Origin of the sequence: Idiomarina sp. (assembly GCF_048265525.1) — a bacterium.
Classification (GTDB): Bacteria; Pseudomonadota; Gammaproteobacteria; order Enterobacterales; family Alteromonadaceae; genus Idiomarina.
In genome coordinates this window covers 59144-76522 of sequence record NZ_JBLXBI010000001.1, presented here as the reverse complement: position 1 = coordinate 76522, position 17379 = coordinate 59144, and the positions used below count along the sequence as shown (strand labels likewise).

Sequence of the window (17379 nt, the reverse complement as noted above, 5' to 3'; positions counted from 1 at the left end):
CCGTTACTCTTGTGTGGCGGTTTGTTCACCACCGTTTTGTTGTCCACCAATTGAGCTGACAATGCGAATTTGTTTATCATCCGGTACTTCCTGATAGGACAACACACGCATACCATCGGTAGCGTGACGCGCAAAACGCGCCATGGTTGACCTCAGAAGTCCAGAAGTCAGCAGTACTGAAGGCTCACCATTCATTTCCTGCTGCTGATGCACTTCGCGTAATGACTGTTGAAGGCGTTCGGCCAAACCAGGTTCGATTCCGGCCCCTTGCTGATTTCCGTCATTACCAGCCATTTGCAATGACTGATGCAACATCTGTTCCAACTCTGGTGCCAAAGTTATGACAGGCAACTCTGCGGCTCCCTCAGCAATGTCCTGAACAATTAAGCGACGTAGTGAGATTCTGACTGCAGCCGTCAATACTTCAGGGTCCTGGCTACGTCCTGCATACTCAACCAAAGTTTGTACAATGGTGCGCATATCCCGAATCGCAATGCCTTCATCCAGTAAGTTCTGCAGTACTTTCACAAAGTTACCCAGTGACAATAGATCCGGAATCAGGCCTTCAACCAGCTTAGGATGAGTACGGCCCAGACGGTCCAGCAATTCTTGTGCTTCTTCGTGACCCAGTAACTGAGATGCATGATTGGTTACAATCTGACTTAAGTGCGTAGCGACTACAGTTGCAGCGTCAACCACGGTATAACCCAGAGTTTGTGCGTGCTCTCGTTGTTCCGGACGGATCCAGACGGCATCAAGACCGAAGGCAGGATCTTTTGTCTTCTCACCGTCCAGTTCACCGAATACCTGCCCCGGGTTAATCGCCATCTCCCAGTCATGACGAATTTCAGCTTCGCCCATGGTCACACCCATAAGAGTAATGCGATAACTGTTGGGGCCTAAATCGAGATTGTCCCGAATGTGTACGGCGGGAACAAGGAAGCCAAACTCCTGAGACTGCTTCTTACGTACGCCTTTAATTCGTGACAGCAATTCACCGCCCTGCTGCTTATCCACCAAAGGAATTAAGCGATAACCGACTTCCAGGCCAATGGTGTCTACATGGCGCACGTCATCCCAGCTAAGTTCTTTTTGTTGCGCCTGCTGAACTTGTTGCTCCTGCTCTTTCTCGACCAGCTCGCCTTCTTCAGTTTTGCTTTTCTTGAGTTTGAAGTACGCGGCGCCCGCTAACACAGCAGACATACTTAAGAAAGCCAAGTGCGGCATGCCAGGGATAACCCCCATGGCAAAGAGTACCGCACTGGTAATGACCAAAACCTTAGGGTTATCGAGCAATTGCAAAACAACCGCATCGCCCATGTCCTGGCTGTTATTTTCACGAGTAATGATAATGGCAGTCGCAACTGACAGTAACAATGACGGAATTTGAGCTACCAAGCCATCACCAATGGTTAACAGGGTATAAACCTCAACGGCCTCATTAAAGGTCAGGCCATACTGGATCATACCAATGAGCAGCCCGCCAATAATGTTGATAAAGAGAATAAGAATACCGGCAATGGCGTCACCTTTAACAAACTTGCTGGCGCCGTCCATAGAGCCGTAAAAGTCAGCTTCACGGGTTACATCGCTACGTCGTGCTTTGGCTTCTTCCTGGTTGATTAGACCCGCGTTAAGGTCAGCATCAATGGCCATCTGTTTACCGGGCATAGCGTCAAGGGTAAAGCGAGCGGTCACTTCTGAAATACGGCCGGCACCTTTAGTAATAACCACAAAGTTGATAATAACCAGAATGGCGAACACCACCAGACCGACAGTGTAGTTACCACCTATGACCACGCTACCAAAGGCTTCAATAACAGAGCCAGCAGCACCGGGCCCGTTATGTCCTTCTAATAAAACAATACGCGTAGAGGCCACGTTAAGGCTTAAGCGTAGCACCGTAGCAATAAGCAAAACGGTAGGAAAGGCGGCGAAATCCAGCGGACGTTGGGTATAAACAGCCACCAACATAACCACCAGTGACAAGGTAATTGAGAATGAAAAGAGAATATCCAGCACCATGGCCGGAATTGGCAAAACAATCATAGCCAGAATGGCCATAATAGCCAACGGCGTTCCGAATCCTTTGATAAGGTGCGCATTGTTTTGCGTGAAATTTCTTAAATTTACTAACTTTTCGGCACCGCCCGCCATACGTCTTCCTGTTGCGTCAAAAAGTTGAACCTGCGGTGTTTTATTCAAGAATCGAGCCAGCTTTCGTTTTACTCGGAGGTTATCTTACATTCTTTTCAGTTGGGGCTTACAGACAAAGCTTAAACAACTTCTATACTCGTTACTCTTCTTCAAAATAATGTGTTTTTATGCGCGGTTACTCTCTTATGGAATTGGTCGTAGCATTGGCTGTTAGTGCGGTGCTTGGCGCTTCTGCCCTGCCAATATTTACTCAGCAGACAGAGTCTTTGTTGCTTCAAAAAGAGGCTGGACGCTGGCTGTCTTATTTGCAGTTGGTAAAAGCCAAGTCCATAGCGAATAAGGAATCTATTGAAGTCGACTTAGTCACATTCAGCAATGGCTCCGAAGCCTCAGGTATTCAAACCAAATACACTTACAGTTCTTCCGCGTCGCTCATTTTTTATGGAGAGTCAGCGGCCGCGACACCCGGACATATCAGGCTAAAGGGCAAAAAATGGCAGGTAAAAGTCATCATCAGCAGTATCGGTCGTATTCGATTGTGCTTAAGTCAGGGTAACTCACTTCCGGGAATCCCCTCATGTTAATAGTGTCTGAGCGCGGCAGTAGTTTAGTGGAAGTTCTTATAGCCTCGGCTATTGGCGCGATAGTTGTTCTGGCGACGCAGCAACAAACGCAATGGCAAACTGGAATGCAACACCGCAAGCTAATGCGGGTCAATTTACTATTAAGTGCTCAGTCAGTCGCAAATCAGTTTTTTGAAACCTTAAAAAATACAGCCGCACCGCAAATTTCGAACCCTCAGGGCAATTGCTATTTGTTTCCTCAGCAAAACGGAGGCTCAGTTGGCTTCCGAATCAGGAATGAACAGCTACAGCATAACTCAATGACTCTCGATTGCGTTGGGTATGGCTGGCAGTCCCTGACCGATAAGTCTCAATTCAAAGTCACGCAATTTACTGCTGACTCTTACTCTCCGAAATCCGGTCGAGGGTTATCAAAACTCGTTGTAACTTTTACCGTTACTAACAATGCACAGACACATGTTTTCAAACGGACAATCACTCCTCAGGTTAACTAAATGGAGCTCACTATGAACGCGAAAGGATTCGCTCTGATACTCACCTTAGTAACTCTTATAAGTTTAAGCTCGGTCAGTTTAGCTGCACTGATTTTCTACGCGCAAATGATAGAAGCTCAGCAACATCATCAGTGGGAACAGCTTTCTCAGCGATTTCAGCAGGATTTTGAAGCAGAGCGCAGAGCTTATGAACTGTCACAAGAATAAAGGCTTTTCTCTGCTTGAAGTTTTGGCGGGAGCTGCTCTGGTGGCGCTCTGGTCCGTGAGCAGTCTGCAGCTTTTACAAGTTGGGCTATCGGCGATTGATCGTGCCCACACAAAAGCAAAGGCGGTGGAGCTTTTGATGACTTATTTAAGTGACGCTCAACAAGCGTGGGCTCAAGGTAATAACCCGGAACTATCGAGGGAAACAGGACAGCTTCATTTAAAAGCGGAGCTGACCTCTATCGATCAGTTCAACGCAACCACCGAGGTAACCGTTTACTGGGGAAACGATAACGAACTGACCCAGACATTCTGGCTTTCCCGATAAACCTTCTAGCCCACCGGGTGAGGTCTTAGCTCTGGTGGAATTGAAAAGGTAATATTTTCTTCGCGGCCGCTCAGTTCTACTGCAGTTTTACCGCCCCATTCCTGTAGCTTAGCAATGACTTCTTTGACCAGAACTTCTGGTGCTGAAGCGCCAGCGGTTACGGCGACCTTGTCGTGACCTTCTAACCAGGTTTTATCAATACAGCTGGCGTCATCAATTAGGTACGCTGGGGTTCCCATTTTCTCGGAAAGCTCGCGTAAGCGGTTTGAGTTTGAGCTGTTGCGCGCGCCCACCACCAACATGATATCAGCATCGCTGGCTAATTCGCGTACCGCATCCTGACGGTTTTGAGTGGCATAGCATATATCGTCTTTGCGTGGCCCGTTTATCTCAGGGAATTTTTGACGCAAGGCATCTATTACATCGGCAGTATCATCAACCGATAAGGTGGTCTGGCTCATGTAATGCAGGTTACCCGGATCTTTCACTTCGAGCTTAGCAACATCTTCCGGCGACTCCACCAAATAAATACCACCCTCGGCATTATTATATTGGCCCATAGTCCCTTCAACTTCAGGGTGTCCGGCGTGACCAATTAAAATGCATTCATGGCCCTTACGGCTGGCACGGGTAACTTCCATATGGACTTTGGTCACCAATGGGCAAGTCGCGTCAAATACCCGCAAGCCTCGATCTTTGGCTTCTTGTCTTACCGCCTGTGAAACGCCATGGGCACTAAAAATAACAATCTGGTCATCCGGTACTTCGTGTAACTCTTCTACAAAAACCGCACCGGCCTCACGCAGTTTACTGACAACGTATTTGTTGTGAACCACTTCGTGACGCACGTAAATTGGCGGCTCAAATATTTCTAAAGCCCGCTCAACAATAGTTATAGCGCGATCAACTCCGGCACAAAAGCCCCGTGGGTTCGCTAACAAAATTTGCATCAGTTCCTCCTGCATTTAGCCCGGTTCATTAACCAATTATGGCTCAACGCTAATAATCTCTACTTCAAAAATCACCGTTTGTCCGGCCAACGGGTGATTAAAATCGATGGTAACTGTTGGACCTTCAACTTTACGAACAATTCCCGGTAAATCGGTACCATCCGGTTGCGTAAAAGCCAAAATGGCTCCAACTTCCGGTTTGGTTTCATCGTTAAATTTTGCCGAATCAACATAATAATAGTTGTCCGGGTTCGGTTCACCAAAGGCGTCTTTAGGCTCTAAAGTGAACTCGCGTTCTGCCCCTTCGCGCAGCCCCACCAGGCACGCTTCAAAGTTTTCGGTCAGGTTGCCATCACCCATCCGGAATCTGGCAGGCTTACCAGACATTTTGGTGCTGTCTGCAACCGAGCCATCGGCCAGTTTAATGGTGAAGTGCATAACCACTTCTCGTCCGTGTTCTATAGGTAAACGACTCAAACGAAACTCCTTACTGCCCGTGACCGTTCTCGGCTTTGTCCCGACGGTTATCAAAAAAAGCTTCCAACAACATGAGTGCGGCACCAATAGTAATGGCCATGTCGGCTACGTTAAAGGCCGGCCAGTGCCACCCCTGATAATGAACATCAAAAAAGTCGATAACATAACCATACATTAAACGGTCTGCTACGTTACCAATAGCCCCGGCCATAATTAGGGAAAAGGCTAAATTTTGGCGCCATAAACCCACTGGGTTGCGGCGCATCCAAATTAGCAGCACCACGCTGATGGCAATAGCAATGGCAGTAAAGAACCAACGTTGCCAACCACCGCCGTCACTTAAAAAGCTAAAGGCCGCACCGTAATTGTGCACGTAAGTTAAGTTGAATAGCCCGTCAATTAAAACTCGGCTTTCATAAAGCTCAAACTCACCCGCCACCCAAATTTTAGTAATTTGATCAATAACCACTAGCAACAAGGTCAGCCACAAAAAACGCAGCCCGGTTGCACGGTTGGTCTGGTTAGAAAAATCAGGCAAAACGACGCTCCTCACCTTCACCTTCAATATTAGTTACGCAGCGCTGGCATAAATCAGAGTGGCTATCTAAAGTCCCCACCTCTTCGCGATGATGCCAGCAACGCTCGCACTTCTTGTATTCAGATTTTGTCACACTAACGGCCAAAGCCATTTTCTCCGCTTTAACGGCGTCAGCAGGTGCGTCATTAATAGAGGCCACTTGCGCTTCCGATGTCAGCAGTGCAAAACGCAACTCTTCACCCAAACGATTCAAAGCTGTCGCCAGTTTATCATCAGCGTATAATGTGACTTCTGCCTGTAACGAACCACCGATAACATCATCCCGGCGTGACTGTTCCAGCGCCTGGTTAACGACATCACGAATTTCCAATAACTGCATCCAGAACTCGTTCTCAGCGTCTTTAACACCAGAAAATTCATCAAAGCCCTGATACCAGCTTTCAGTAAAGACATACTGGCTGCGTCCGTTCGGTAACAAGTCCCAAATTTCCTGAGCGGTAAAGCTGCAAATTGGAGCCATCCAGCGCACTAACGCCTCGGCAATATGATACAGCGCCGTCTGGCATGAGCGCCGAGCTAAACCTTCAGATTTTGCGGTGTACTGGCGGTCTTTAATAATATCCAGGTAGAAGCTGCCCAGTTCAATGGAGCAGAAATGCATAAGCTTTTGCACCACACTATGGAACTGATAGTTATTGTAGGCTTCCAGCAACTCTTGTTGTAAGTCCGCCGCACGCCCGACAATCCAGCGATCCAGTTCAACCATATCTTCTTTGGCAACCAGGTCCTGTTTAGGGTCAAAACCGCTTAAGTTCGCCAGCAAAAAGCGCGACGTATTACGAATCCGACGATACGCATCCGCTGAACGCTTGAGGATTTCATCAGAAACCGTCATTTCGCCAGAGTAGTCTGCTGACGCGACCCATAAGCGCAGAATGTCTCCGCCCAGCTTATTCATCACGTCCTGCGGAGCAACCACGTTACCGATAGACTTCGACATCTTCCGGCCCTGTGCATCAACAGTAAAGCCATGGGTTAATACCTGGTGATACGGCGCTTCGTCATACATTGCAACACCGGTAACCAGCGAGCTCTGGAACCAGCCGCGGTGCTGATCCGAGCCTTCCAGATACAAATCGGCAGGCCAGCGCAAGCCGTCAAACTCACGCAATACACAATGATGCGTTACACCAGAGTCAAACCAAACATCTAAAGTGTCGGTAACTTTGCGGTATTTGTCAGCTTCGTCACCCAGCAAGGTTTCCGGCTCTAAGTCGAACCAGGCTTGCACGCCGTCTTTTTCAATTAGCTGAGCCACTTTTTCCATCAGCTCCAGCGTGTTTGGATGCAGCTCTTCCGTTTCACGGTTTACGAAAATGGCAATGGGGTTACCCCAGGTACGCTGACGTGAAATACACCAGTCAGGGCGCCCTTCAACCATAGATTCAATACGACTCTGCCCCCACTCAGGGAACCAGTCGACTTTTTTTATTTGCTCTAAAGCACCTGCACGCAAACCTTTCTTGTCCATGCTAATAAACCACTGCGGCGTAGCACGGAAAATAATTGGCGTTTTATGGCGCCAGCAATGCGGATAAGAATGGCGATAACTTTCCGCATGCATCAAATTGCCCACTTCGCGCAACTTATCAACAATAGGTTCGTTCGCTTTAAACACATGCTGTCCGGCGAACAGTGGAGTGTCGTCTTTATACACTCCGTTATCACCCACCGGGTTGTAAACTTCAATGCCGTATTTCTGACCCACTAAGAAGTCATCAACACCATGACCCGGTGCCGTATGCACACAACCGGTACCACTTTCGGTCGTCACGTGATCACCTAAAATAACCGGCACCTGCAATTCAAACAACGGATGCTGCAATTGCAGGCCTTCTAAGTCTCTGCCTTTACAGAAACCCAGCTTGTGGTAATGCGTAATATTCCAACGTTCCATGCAGGAGGTAACAAGGTCATCGGCTAAAATCACGCGCTCTGCTGGCTGGTCGTCGCTGGCTTCAACCTGCACTAAGGTATATTCAAGCCCGTCGGCCAGAGTCACCGCACGGTTAGCCGGAATGGTCCACGGTGTGGTGGTCCAGATAACCATGCTGACATTGCCTTCACCCACATGCCCTTCCGGCGTGCTGAAGCGCTCAACCGTTTCAGCCGTAGCCGCAACCGGCATACGCACATCAATAGCCGGTGAATTTTTATCCTGATATTCCACTTCCGCTTCCGCCAGCGCTGAGCCACAGTCAGTACACCAATGAACCGGTTTAAAGCCCTGATGCAAATGCCCTTTATCAATAATTCTTGCCAAAGCACGAACACTGTCGGCTTCCTGCTTAAAGTTCATAGTCAGGTAGGGGTTATCCCAGTCGCCAAGCACACCCAGACGTTTAAAGTCCGTACGTTGCTGGTCGATTTGGGTCATTGCGTATTCACGACACTTTTCGCGGAATTCGGCCAGATTCAATTTTTTACCCGGCTTGCCGTGTTTTTTCTCTACCTGCAGTTCAATTGGCAGACCATGACAATCCCAGCCCGGTACGTAAGGCGCGTCGAAGTCGCTTAAGGTTTTTGCCTTAACAATAACGTCCTTTAAAATTTTATTTACGGCGTGACCAATGTGAATTTGCCCGTTCGCATACGGAGGGCCATCGTGCAGAATAAATTTTGGCTTGCCCGCTTTAGCTTTACGAATTTGACCGTACAGGTCAGTTTCATACCACTGCTCCAGCATCTTTGGCTCGCGCTGAGCCAGGTTGCCGCGCATTGGAAATGCTGTTTCTGGCAAGTTTAAGGTGTGTTTGTAATCACTCATGGGTCACTGTTTCCATTTCCGCATAGTTACTGACTCCGGCACGCTAATGCTTCACGTGCGCGGGCGGCATCTTTTTCAATTTGTTCTTGTAAGTGCTGCAACGACGCAAAGCGTTGCTCATTACGTAATTTGGCCACCGGTGTGACCGTCATCTGCTGACCGTACAGATTGCCTGAAAACTCAAACAAATGCACCTCCAGCTGTACTTCGTCGCCATTTAATGTTGGCCGGGTTCCCAGGTTGGCAACGCCGGAATGTATTTCTTCGTCTTTACCAAACTGAGCTGTTACTGCAAATACCCCATGTAATGGGCTTTTTAAACGTTTTAACGGCACGTTTGCGGTAGGAAAACCAATAGTCCGGCCATTTTTGCGTCCATGTACGACTTTTCCGCATATTTGATAAGGTCGCCCGAGCATTTGTTCGGCCTGTTCAAAGTCGCCTTCTTCTAGTGCCTGACGAATAGCGGTACTGCTAACGCGTTGTTGTTGCTGACGATAACTGCGGGTATCGACCACCTCAAACCCCAGTTCTTTACCGGCTTTTTGCAGTAGCTCGAAGTCACCTTCTCGTTTATAGCCAAAACGAAAGTCATCGCCCACGACCAAAAACTTAACGCCCAACTTACCCACCAAAGTCTGTTCAATAAACTCGCGGGCTGGCTGGCTGGCAAACTTCTTATTAAATTCAACAACAATATGCCGGTCGACATTTTGCGCCTGTAGCGCGAGATATTTTTCGCGCCAGTTGGTTAACCGTGCAGGCGCTTTTTCAGGCTGGAACAGCTCTTGCGGTTGAGGCTCGAAGGTCATAACCGCGGAAGGCACTCCCAACTGTTGAGCTTTTTCACGAACCTGACTAAGCACCGCCTGATGCCCCAGGTGAACACCATCGAAGTTACCTATGGTCAATACGCAACCACAATGTTCAGCTCTGAGATTATGAGTACCGCGAATCAGTTCCATGCCCGCACAATCTTAATGTTTTCCGGAAAAGACGCGATTATAACTGATACCGAGGCGATAATCAGTACTCGCGCGCACGGAAATGTCTCGGTCTCATGCCCGTGATAACCAACACACCAATATAAATGGCTGCACCGAATCCAATCACCTGAGCCAAAAGCCAGGGTCGCTCAACTAAAGAACTGGTTCGCCAGGTTGCAATATCCGGACTCAGACAAAGCACGCCGGCTATCATAGCGGCAGCGGCGAACAGTACCTGCAAAATAAAACGCCCAGTTCCGGGTTGTTTTTTCAGCACGCCTTCACGCCATAAAGTAACGCCCAACAGCCCGGCGTTAATAGCCGCAGACGCCGCCGTTGCCAGTGCCAACCCGACATAGCTGAATGGAATAGCCAAAGCAATGTTAAATACCATATTGGCTGCCATAGCAATAATGCCGTACTTCACCGGGCGCTTAGTGTCCTGGCGGGAGTAAAAGCCCGTTGCCAGGACTTTTACCATCATAAAACTTAGCAAACCGGTGGAATAGGCCATAAGACTGTAAGACGCCATACGCGCGTCGTCCGGGCTGAAGGCGCCGTGCATGAACAACACCATAAGCATCGGCTCTGCTAATACAAAAAGCCCCGCCATGGCCGGTACACCCAGCAATAGCACCATGCGAATGCCCCAGTCCAGCGTAGCACTGAAGTTTTCATTCGATTTATCCACATGACGTGATGAAAGCGCGGGCAAAATGACCGTAGCAATGGCAATGCCAAACAGACCCAGCGGAAACTCCAGCAATCGGTCGGAGTAGTACAGCCAACTTATCGAACCGGTCATTAAAAAGCTGGCAATGAGGGTATCCAGTAGTAAGTTGATTTGGCTAACCGACACACCAAAAATAGCCGGCAGCATTAGTTTGCGAATTTTGGTAACGCCCGGGTCTTTCCAGCCCCACTGTGGTTTAACCAATAACCCCGCTTTTTTCAGAAACGGCAACTGAAATAACAGCTGGATAAAACCACCGAAAAATACGCCCCAGGCCAGTGCATATTCCGGTTGCTCAAGCTGCGGAGCCAACCAGATAGCCGCCGCAATAATAGCTACATTCAAAAATACCGGTGTAAAAGCGGCTACGGCAAACTTGCCCAGCGTATTCAGTATGGCTCCCGCCATAGCGGCGAAACTAATAAACCATAAATAAGGAAAGGTAATGCGGAGTAAATCGCTGGCGAGTACAAACTTTTGTCCCTGCGGGCCGTCATTCCACCAATCTAAAAACCACCCCATACCAAAAAGCGCAGCCACAACCGGGGAAGCTACCACACCGAAAATGGTGACCACCGTCACAATGGTGCCTAAGGTGCCCGATACCCGGGCAATGAGTAATTGCTGATCAGGCAGTTCTTTGCCCTGCTTGTACTCTGTGAGCACCGGCACAAAAGCCTGGGCAAAAGCGCCCTCAGCAAATAACCGGCGTAAAAAGTTAGGGATTTTATTAGCAAAAAAGAACACATCTGCCGCAGCGCCGGCTCCCATCAGGTTGGCAATGACCACATCGCGCACTAAACCCAATACGCGCGAGATCAGGGTCATCGCGCTGACGATAAAACCTGAGCGGAGTAAAGCTTTTGACACGAGAGATCCTTTCGGCTGACAGCTAAGTTTCTGTTTTTGATTGTAACTGAGACCAATGACGGATGCTATTTTATCAAAACCTCAGTTAAAGCACTGAGTTTTTCCCTTTTCACTGTTGACTTTTACAGCAGAAAAGGCATAATCTGCGGCCTTTATAAGAGAAGCGTTCTGTTAATGAATTTAGGAGTTCACCTTGGCTAACATTAAGTCTGCTAAAAAGCGTGCGATCCAGGCCGAGAAAAATCGCCGCCACAATGCAAGCCGTCGTTCAATGATGCGTACTTACCTTAAACGTGTAAACGCAGCTATTGAGACAAAAGACAAAGAAGCAGCAAACACTGCAATGAAAGACGTAGCTCCAATGCTGGATCGCTACGCGACTAAAGGTCTTATCAGCAAAAACAAAGCGGCACGCCATAAGAGCCGTTTGAATGCTAAGATCAAAGCACTGTAAGAAGAATTACTGACCTGGGCTTAGGCGCAGGGAACGAAAAAACCGGCTAATATGCCGGTTTTTTTATATCTGTCGTAACAGCCTGTTGCGCTATTTACCTTAATTTTACTTAGTGTAAGCCTTAACGCCTTTTTTGCTTTTTGTAATTTTACTCATCGCAGACCGGGCTTTTTCCTGCTCCGCCTCCAATGTTGGCTGAATTTCAGTCAAGTATTTATCTGCTTCAGCAACCACAGTTACCCACTGCTGAGACTCTTGCCAATTGTCAGGAAGATGGTTGAGGCTTCTAATCAGTTCGGCCAGCGTAGTGTTAGCAGATTCAAATTCTGAATCCGCTAACTGTTGCTTCAGCTGGTCGTTTAACTTTGTTAACTTTTCAGGCTGCATCTTATCTTTCAAACTAAGCGCCTGAAGCTTGTTGTATTTGATTCATAGCAACATCGCGTTGTTCCATTGGAATTTGGTCCCATGCACCTTTAATATCCAACATTAAACGCGCGACTTCATCAATAATGTCAACATCCAGCTCAATTGATGCATCAGTAATACGCGCGCTCATGTACATGTAAAGCTCACGTAAGTTACCGGCAGCGTCAGAACCCGCAGTGTCATCCAGGCTATAGCGCAAAGAATCGACAATGGCCTGAGCCTTACTTAGATAATGGCTTTTCTTCTCTAAGTCTTTTCGCTGAATAGCACCTTTGGCGTAATTCAGGTTCTCCAGCACGCCAGCCATCAACATTTGTACCAGTTGATAAGGGTCAGCACCCGCAACGCGGGTTTGCAGAGAACCTTTAGTGTAGCCTTTTAACTTGGCATTCATACGATATTACCTCTAATTAATCATTGTCTCTAGTGAAGCCAGGAAGGTTCGCAAGCTGAGCACTGACCGAGTTTCCACGACTTTGCAGCTGACCAACCAAGGAGTCCAGAGCCTGATATTTTGAACGCAGGGTTTCTTCCATAGACTCCATGCGAAGTTTGAGATCTTCACGGCTTTCCTTTACACGCACCAGACTTTCGTCAATCGTGTCTTTGCGCAGCTCTAACGAGCCACCACCGCTAACGTACCCCTCTAAAAAGCTATCTAAACGAGACGCTAACCCGTTTTCGCCCCCCAGAACAGACTTTAACGCTGCGGGATTATCTTTCAAGACATCGCTAACGCTAGTTACAGGGTTTTCCTGTTCCAGCTTTCCGTTCTCATCCAGCCCAAAACCTAAGTCAAACAAAGTTTCACCGTCACCAAATGTGGAAGTCAGTATATTATTTAACTGACTCTTTAAACTGCGAACCGTCGCATCACCTTGCAACATGCTGTTTTCGCCACCAATTTCATTTAACGATGAAATAGCACCATTATAAGCTTTGACAAAGGCATCGACTGACTTTGCAACTCCCTCATCATCACGGGCTATCGATAATCGAGCTGTTTCTGTGCCTTCAGATTCTTTCACCGCAGTAATAGTTGAGCCCTGAATAACATCTTCAAAAGTATTGGTGTCATTTCTGGCCTGGATACCATCAATCTCTATAATAGCATCGGTCGCTTTATCCGCATCGGCAATACTCATACCGCCTGTGCCTGGGGCTCCACCATTAGCTTGGGTAGAAATAGCATCAAACTCAGCGTTATCATTGGTCACGGTTAAGTTATTGCCTTCACCACTAACATTTGAGCGGAATACCAGTTTCGCCTGGTCGCCAGTATTAATAATATCGGCGGTTACACCAAAGTTATCCTCGGACGAGTTGATTGCTTTACGAATATCTTCCAGACTTGAACCCGCTTCGATATCCAGAGTAAAACTCTCTTCACCGGCACCAAAAGTCAATGAACCAGCATTAGTATTTACCTCTGTGTCTGAGTCAGCAAAAGCACCATCAGCCGATACGGCACGACTTCCTTTTGCCAGTTGAGTCACAGAAATATCAAAATTACCTACACCGGCATCTTCTGTGCTTTCAACGGTTATAACATCACCTGACTCAGGCTGTTTAACAGAAGCTTTCATAGCACTGAATAGCTCGCCGCTCGACAGTTCTTCTGACGCTTCCTGAAGCTTTGACAATACCGATTTCATTTCACCAACCGCAGACAACTCGACCTGCAACCGCCCCTCTTGCTGATCAAGTCGGTTAGTTTTCGGAACACGTTCCGCTTCTAGCGTCGCTTTAATGATACCTTCCAGGTCTAAGCCTGAACGAGCACCTATTGATGAAACTAATGGCATATCATCACCTCTTTAAATTTCGTTATCGAACAAAATTCCTGCCCGACTCTCTTGGTTATCGGCCATTTCTTCTATAGCTTTAGCTAACTTCACTGCAAGCTCAGAAGGTATTTGCCGAATTTTTTCACCGCTCTCAGTATCCATAACCTTAACAACAGGAGGATCACCTTTTTCATCAAAAACAAATTGCAGACTGGTATTGCGGATAGTCGGAGACTTGTTTATCTGTTCGACCATATCTCCAATATTAGATTCATCCAGTTGTTTGCTTGACTGAGCTTTATCTACACGTTCAGCTACCTTGTCCTGTACCTCACTTACGGCATCGAGCACATCCTGCTTTTTAGGCTGCTGTGTCTGCACCGCTCCTTTCCCTGTTGAGAGGAGGCTGAAATCGCGGGTATCCATTGATATATCCGCCATAATAATCACCTGTTCCCTATCAAAAACATCAATTAAGTTTTTAACGGACTAAAAAAACATCTGTCCTTGTATGTTATCGGTACAGAGTACTATAAACTTTAGCTTTTATTTGAAGTTTTTTTAACCAGCTTATTTTAGCTTAAAATTTTCTTCCAGACATAAAAAAACGGAGCCGAAGCTCCGTTTTTGACCTTTCAGTTGTTGTTTGTAAGGTAACTATTAACCTAACAGTGACAACGCTGCCTGTGGACGCTGGTTTGCCTGCGCCAGGATAGTCTGAGAAGCCTGCTGCAGAATCTGAGCCTGAGTCAGTTTTGCTGTCTCAGCAGCAAAATCCGCATCTTTGATTCGAGACTTCGCACCTTCAAGGTTCTCAGCAATGTTCGATTGGTTACGAATCGTTGCCTGGAAACGGTTCTGAACCGCACCTAAGTCAGCACGTTCCGAATCGATTTGGCCAATGGCTGCATCGATTACTGAAATAGCGCTTTGCGCTCCATCAGCTGAACTAATATTTACACCACCAACCGATTCAAGCGTAGAACTCAAGCTTCCGAAAATCTCTCCCGCTGAAGTCCCTGTAGTCTCATCCGTAATGCTAAAGGAATCGCTGGATTCTAATTCAAGTTTTGAGTTAACAACGACATCGCCAGCTGTTGCATCAGGTACAGTACCGCCCAGTGATAAGGTAGTTCCGTCTTGCTGACCAGTTACTTTGATACCATCAACGTTCTCAGCAGAAATTTCAATCTCACCGCTTTCATTAACAGAAGCCTGGAAGCCAGCCTTACCAATTGCATTAGCAAGCTCTTTAGACGAACCATTATACTCAGCAAGAGTAAAGGTTTCGTCGCCAATACTCAACGTACCCTGGTCGCCTGAGCTCAAGTTTGACAAGGTAGTGCTTACTGTTGTTTTAGCAGACACACCTATGTTCGCGTCGTTAACTTGAGTAGCAAGGTCTGTAACAGACTGTCCAGCTGTTAATGCAAGGTCAAAGTCACCGTCCTTGCCTGCAATATTTACTGAGTCACCAGTGTCAGTCAGTGTATCTGTAACAAAATAGTCGTTATCAGGTCCCGCAGTACCTTGCGTTGAACCACCAACTAAACTGCCCGCAGCGTCAACTCTGTTACTACCAATTGAGTTAGCTGAAATGTCACCAATTGTGATGTTAATTGTTTGGTTAGCATCTGCGCCTACTTGGAACGACTTACCGGCGAAGTCACCGTTCAGAAGTTTCTGACCACCGAAAGTCGATGTCTCAGAAATACGAGTTAACTCTAACTGAAGGTTAGACACTTCTTTTTGAAGTGCAGCACGGTCGTCTGATGAGTTTGAATCATTTGCAGACTGGATAGCAAGAGTACGCATACGTTGCAAAATGTTGGTTGATTCATCCATCGCGCCTTCTGCTGTTTGAGCTACCGAAATACCATCGTTCGCGTTACGGTTACCCTGGTTCAAGCCGTTAACCTGAGAGCTTAAACGGTTTGAAATTTGCAGACCTGCAGCATCATCTGCAGCGCTGTTGATACGGAAGCCTGACGACAAACGTTGAAATGCTTGGTCAAGCGAGTTACCTGAGCCCATCAGCTGACGCTGTGCGTTCAATGAGCTGACGTTAGTGTTTACATATAATGGCATAATAATGCTCCTCAGTTTCTGGCCTAAGCTTGGATTCATTCGTTGTTGCCAAGCTGGAGGAAGTGTTCGGCTTCGTGTTTCGCCTGGTTAAAGTTTCCTCTCACAAAGGGTATCGGCCGGGGTTTGGGGAGCTTTAGTATTTTTTTTAAGAATTTTAGTTTTTTTATGTGGGGATAGATATTTGTTGCGTAGCCTGACGTTTACGTCAGGATGGATATATGACCTGACATGAATGTCAGGCTACGCAACATTGGTCAGATATAATCGAACAGGCTCAAGCGGCTGACCCGAGTAAATATCTGCTGAGCAGCGGAGTAGATAGTCTCATTCTTTACTAAATCAGTCATCGCTTCAGAGTAATCTACGTCAGAAATATCCGAACGCGCTTTTTTATTCACAATTTCAATGTCGGCATTACTCAATTTAGCGTTATCCATAACATTCAACCGCGCGCCCACGGATGCCTGAGTATCGGTTAAGTCACTAATGACCGTATTAAAATCAGTCAGAGCGAAAGCTACTTCGCTCTCATGAAACCCCTTACTTCCCGGGCCTGAAGCATCCAAAGCGTCAGCGAGATCACCAAGTTGAGTTAATAGATTACGCGAAACCGGTTCACCTATACTATAGCTAAAGGAATCTCCAGCTACTGGCATATTATCTTTATCAAGCTCCAGACTCATACCGTTATATTCCACTTTACCGTCGGTAACCGTTCCTGCTACTACGGGGTTGACACCATCATCAATCTCATAAGTATCCGGTCCGGTAAAGTTAACAGTAAAGTCGGTTGGATCACCGGCATCAATGCGGGCTTCAGTATCAGTAATTAACGCATTGCGGTCTGTTACTTCTACTTTTTTGATAAAGTCATTGCCGCCGGTCAATTCAAAGTCGACCCGTTTAGACACATTTGAAAATGCCCTATTACCCGGGTCGTTAGCCGGTAGATAAAGGGTTGGAGACAATTGAATAGTCCGTTGCCCCTGGTCACCGACATATTGGTACGACTGAGTCGCATCATCAAATTCCATTGGCTGCGTACGGTTTTGGTAACCCGCAAAAATATACTCACCCGATTCGTCCTGAGCATTAGTCAGGTCGAAAATCGAAGTTTCAATATTCCGTAACTCGGAGGCTATGGCTTTTCGGTTCGTCTGATCATAGCTACCATTACCCGCTTGCACGGCCAGAGTACGCGCTTTCTGAATAGCATCAGTGATACTACTTAAAACGCTTTCTTCACGGCGTAAATTATTTTCTAAGGTTACGGAGTTACGCTCAAACTGCTCGTTCTGACCAATTTTTTCATTCAGCGCCAACACTTGCGAGTTACCAATCGGGTCGTCAGCAGGGCTTAATATCTTAGTCTGCTTGGTCAGCATCAGCTGAATTTTATCCAACTGGCTTTGAGAGGTTTGTAAGCTGTCCAGACCACGCTGGAAAAATAAGTTTGTACTTAAACGCATAGTA

The 17379-nt window shown here is 47.1% G+C and carries 18 protein-coding genes; 5 read left to right on the top strand and 13 right to left on the bottom strand.

Annotated elements, in window-relative coordinates; translation table 11 throughout:
• Positions 1 to 3 precede the first annotated feature (3 nt).
• Positions 4 to 2157 (bottom strand): flagellar biosynthesis protein FlhA, encoded by a 2154-nt coding sequence (gene flhA, locus ACN0TF_RS00335; RefSeq protein WP_417441099.1) that lies wholly within the window; start codon positions 2155 to 2157, stop codon positions 4 to 6.
• A gap of 167 nt (positions 2158 to 2324) precedes the next feature.
• Between flhA and ACN0TF_RS00330 the strand changes: the two genes are divergently transcribed.
• The 4 genes from ACN0TF_RS00330 to ACN0TF_RS00315 are packed head-to-tail and all read left to right on the top strand — an operon-like array spanning position 2325 to position 3767.
• A complete protein-coding gene (locus ACN0TF_RS00330; protein ID WP_417440315.1) occupies positions 2325 to 2741 on the top strand; it encodes a prepilin-type N-terminal cleavage/methylation domain-containing protein in 417 nt (138 codons plus the stop codon).
• The gene (locus ACN0TF_RS00325) at positions 2735 to 3235 is read left to right on the top strand and encodes a prepilin-type N-terminal cleavage/methylation domain-containing protein (RefSeq protein ID WP_417440314.1); all 501 of its coding nucleotides are present in this window, start codon (positions 2735 to 2737) and stop codon (positions 3233 to 3235) included. Before ACN0TF_RS00330 ends, ACN0TF_RS00325 begins: the two co-directional genes overlap by 7 nt.
• Positions 3236 to 3247: 12 nt before the next feature.
• Positions 3248 to 3442 carry a Type II secretion pathway-like protein gene (locus ACN0TF_RS00320; RefSeq protein ID WP_417440313.1) on the top strand — a complete coding sequence of 65 codons (195 nt, stop codon included), beginning with the start codon at positions 3248 to 3250 and terminating at the stop codon, positions 3440 to 3442.
• On the top strand, positions 3423 to 3767 hold the full coding sequence (locus ACN0TF_RS00315; protein ID WP_417440312.1) for a Type II secretion pathway-like protein: 345 nt from the start codon (positions 3423 to 3425) through the stop codon (positions 3765 to 3767). Before ACN0TF_RS00320 ends, ACN0TF_RS00315 begins: the two co-directional genes overlap by 20 nt.
• A gap of 5 nt (positions 3768 to 3772) precedes the next feature.
• Here the strand turns inward: ACN0TF_RS00315 and ispH are convergent, their stop codons facing one another.
• From ispH to murJ, 6 genes are all read right to left on the bottom strand, one after another.
• Entirely contained in the window at positions 3773 to 4717 is a 945-nt protein-coding gene (ispH, locus tag ACN0TF_RS00310; RefSeq protein ID WP_417440311.1) for a 4-hydroxy-3-methylbut-2-enyl diphosphate reductase, read from the bottom strand.
• Between the two features lie 36 nt (positions 4718 to 4753).
• Positions 4754 to 5194, bottom strand: coding sequence for an FKBP-type peptidyl-prolyl cis-trans isomerase (gene fkpB / locus ACN0TF_RS00305; protein WP_034819709.1), 441 nt, complete (start codon positions 5192 to 5194; stop codon positions 4754 to 4756).
• A 10-nt stretch (positions 5195 to 5204) separates the two neighbouring features.
• Complete coding sequence (gene lspA / locus ACN0TF_RS00300; RefSeq protein WP_253619815.1) at positions 5205 to 5732, bottom strand: signal peptidase II; 528 nt, start codon at positions 5730 to 5732, stop codon at positions 5205 to 5207.
• Positions 5725 to 8559: an isoleucine--tRNA ligase gene (gene ileS / locus ACN0TF_RS00295; RefSeq protein ID WP_417440310.1), complete on the bottom strand. Its 2835-nt coding sequence runs from the start codon at positions 8557 to 8559 to the stop codon at positions 5725 to 5727. The genes lspA and ileS overlap by 8 nt, the downstream gene beginning before the upstream one ends.
• Before the next feature lie 26 nt (positions 8560 to 8585).
• Positions 8586 to 9524 (bottom strand): bifunctional riboflavin kinase/FAD synthetase, encoded by a 939-nt coding sequence (gene ribF / locus ACN0TF_RS00290; RefSeq protein WP_417440309.1) that lies wholly within the window; start codon positions 9522 to 9524, stop codon positions 8586 to 8588.
• Positions 9525 to 9585: 61 nt separating this feature from the next.
• A complete protein-coding gene (gene murJ, locus ACN0TF_RS00285) occupies positions 9586 to 11148 on the bottom strand; it encodes a murein biosynthesis integral membrane protein MurJ (protein WP_417440308.1) in 1563 nt (520 codons plus the stop codon).
• Between the two features lie 193 nt (positions 11149 to 11341).
• On the opposite strand from murJ, the gene rpsT reads away from it, so the two are divergent.
• Positions 11342 to 11602, top strand: coding sequence for a 30S ribosomal protein S20 (gene rpsT, locus ACN0TF_RS00280; RefSeq protein ID WP_011234382.1), 261 nt, complete (start codon positions 11342 to 11344; stop codon positions 11600 to 11602).
• Positions 11603 to 11707: 105 nt separating this feature from the next.
• Here rpsT and ACN0TF_RS00275 read toward each other — a convergent pair whose 3' ends face one another.
• From ACN0TF_RS00275 to flgL, 6 genes are all read right to left on the bottom strand, one after another.
• Positions 11708 to 12001 carry a hypothetical protein gene (locus ACN0TF_RS00275; RefSeq protein WP_417440307.1) on the bottom strand — a complete coding sequence of 98 codons (294 nt, stop codon included), beginning with the start codon at positions 11999 to 12001 and terminating at the stop codon, positions 11708 to 11710.
• A gap of 1 nt (position 12002) precedes the next feature.
• Positions 12003 to 12425, bottom strand: coding sequence for a flagellar export chaperone FliS (fliS, locus tag ACN0TF_RS00270; protein ID WP_417440306.1), 423 nt, complete (start codon positions 12423 to 12425; stop codon positions 12003 to 12005).
• A gap of 16 nt (positions 12426 to 12441) precedes the next feature.
• Complete coding sequence (fliD, locus tag ACN0TF_RS00265) at positions 12442 to 13836, bottom strand: flagellar filament capping protein FliD (RefSeq protein WP_417440305.1); 1395 nt, start codon at positions 13834 to 13836, stop codon at positions 12442 to 12444.
• A 12-nt stretch (positions 13837 to 13848) separates the two neighbouring features.
• On the bottom strand, positions 13849 to 14259 hold the full coding sequence (locus ACN0TF_RS00260) for a flagellar protein FlaG (RefSeq protein ID WP_417440304.1): 411 nt from the start codon (positions 14257 to 14259) through the stop codon (positions 13849 to 13851).
• Positions 14260 to 14478: 219 nt separating this feature from the next.
• Positions 14479 to 15906 (bottom strand): flagellin, encoded by a 1428-nt coding sequence (locus ACN0TF_RS00255; protein WP_417440303.1) that lies wholly within the window; start codon positions 15904 to 15906, stop codon positions 14479 to 14481.
• Positions 15907 to 16160: 254 nt separating this feature from the next.
• Positions 16161 to 17375 (bottom strand): flagellar hook-associated protein FlgL, encoded by a 1215-nt coding sequence (gene flgL, locus ACN0TF_RS00250; protein WP_417440302.1) that lies wholly within the window; start codon positions 17373 to 17375, stop codon positions 16161 to 16163.
• Positions 17376 to 17379 lie beyond the last annotated feature (4 nt).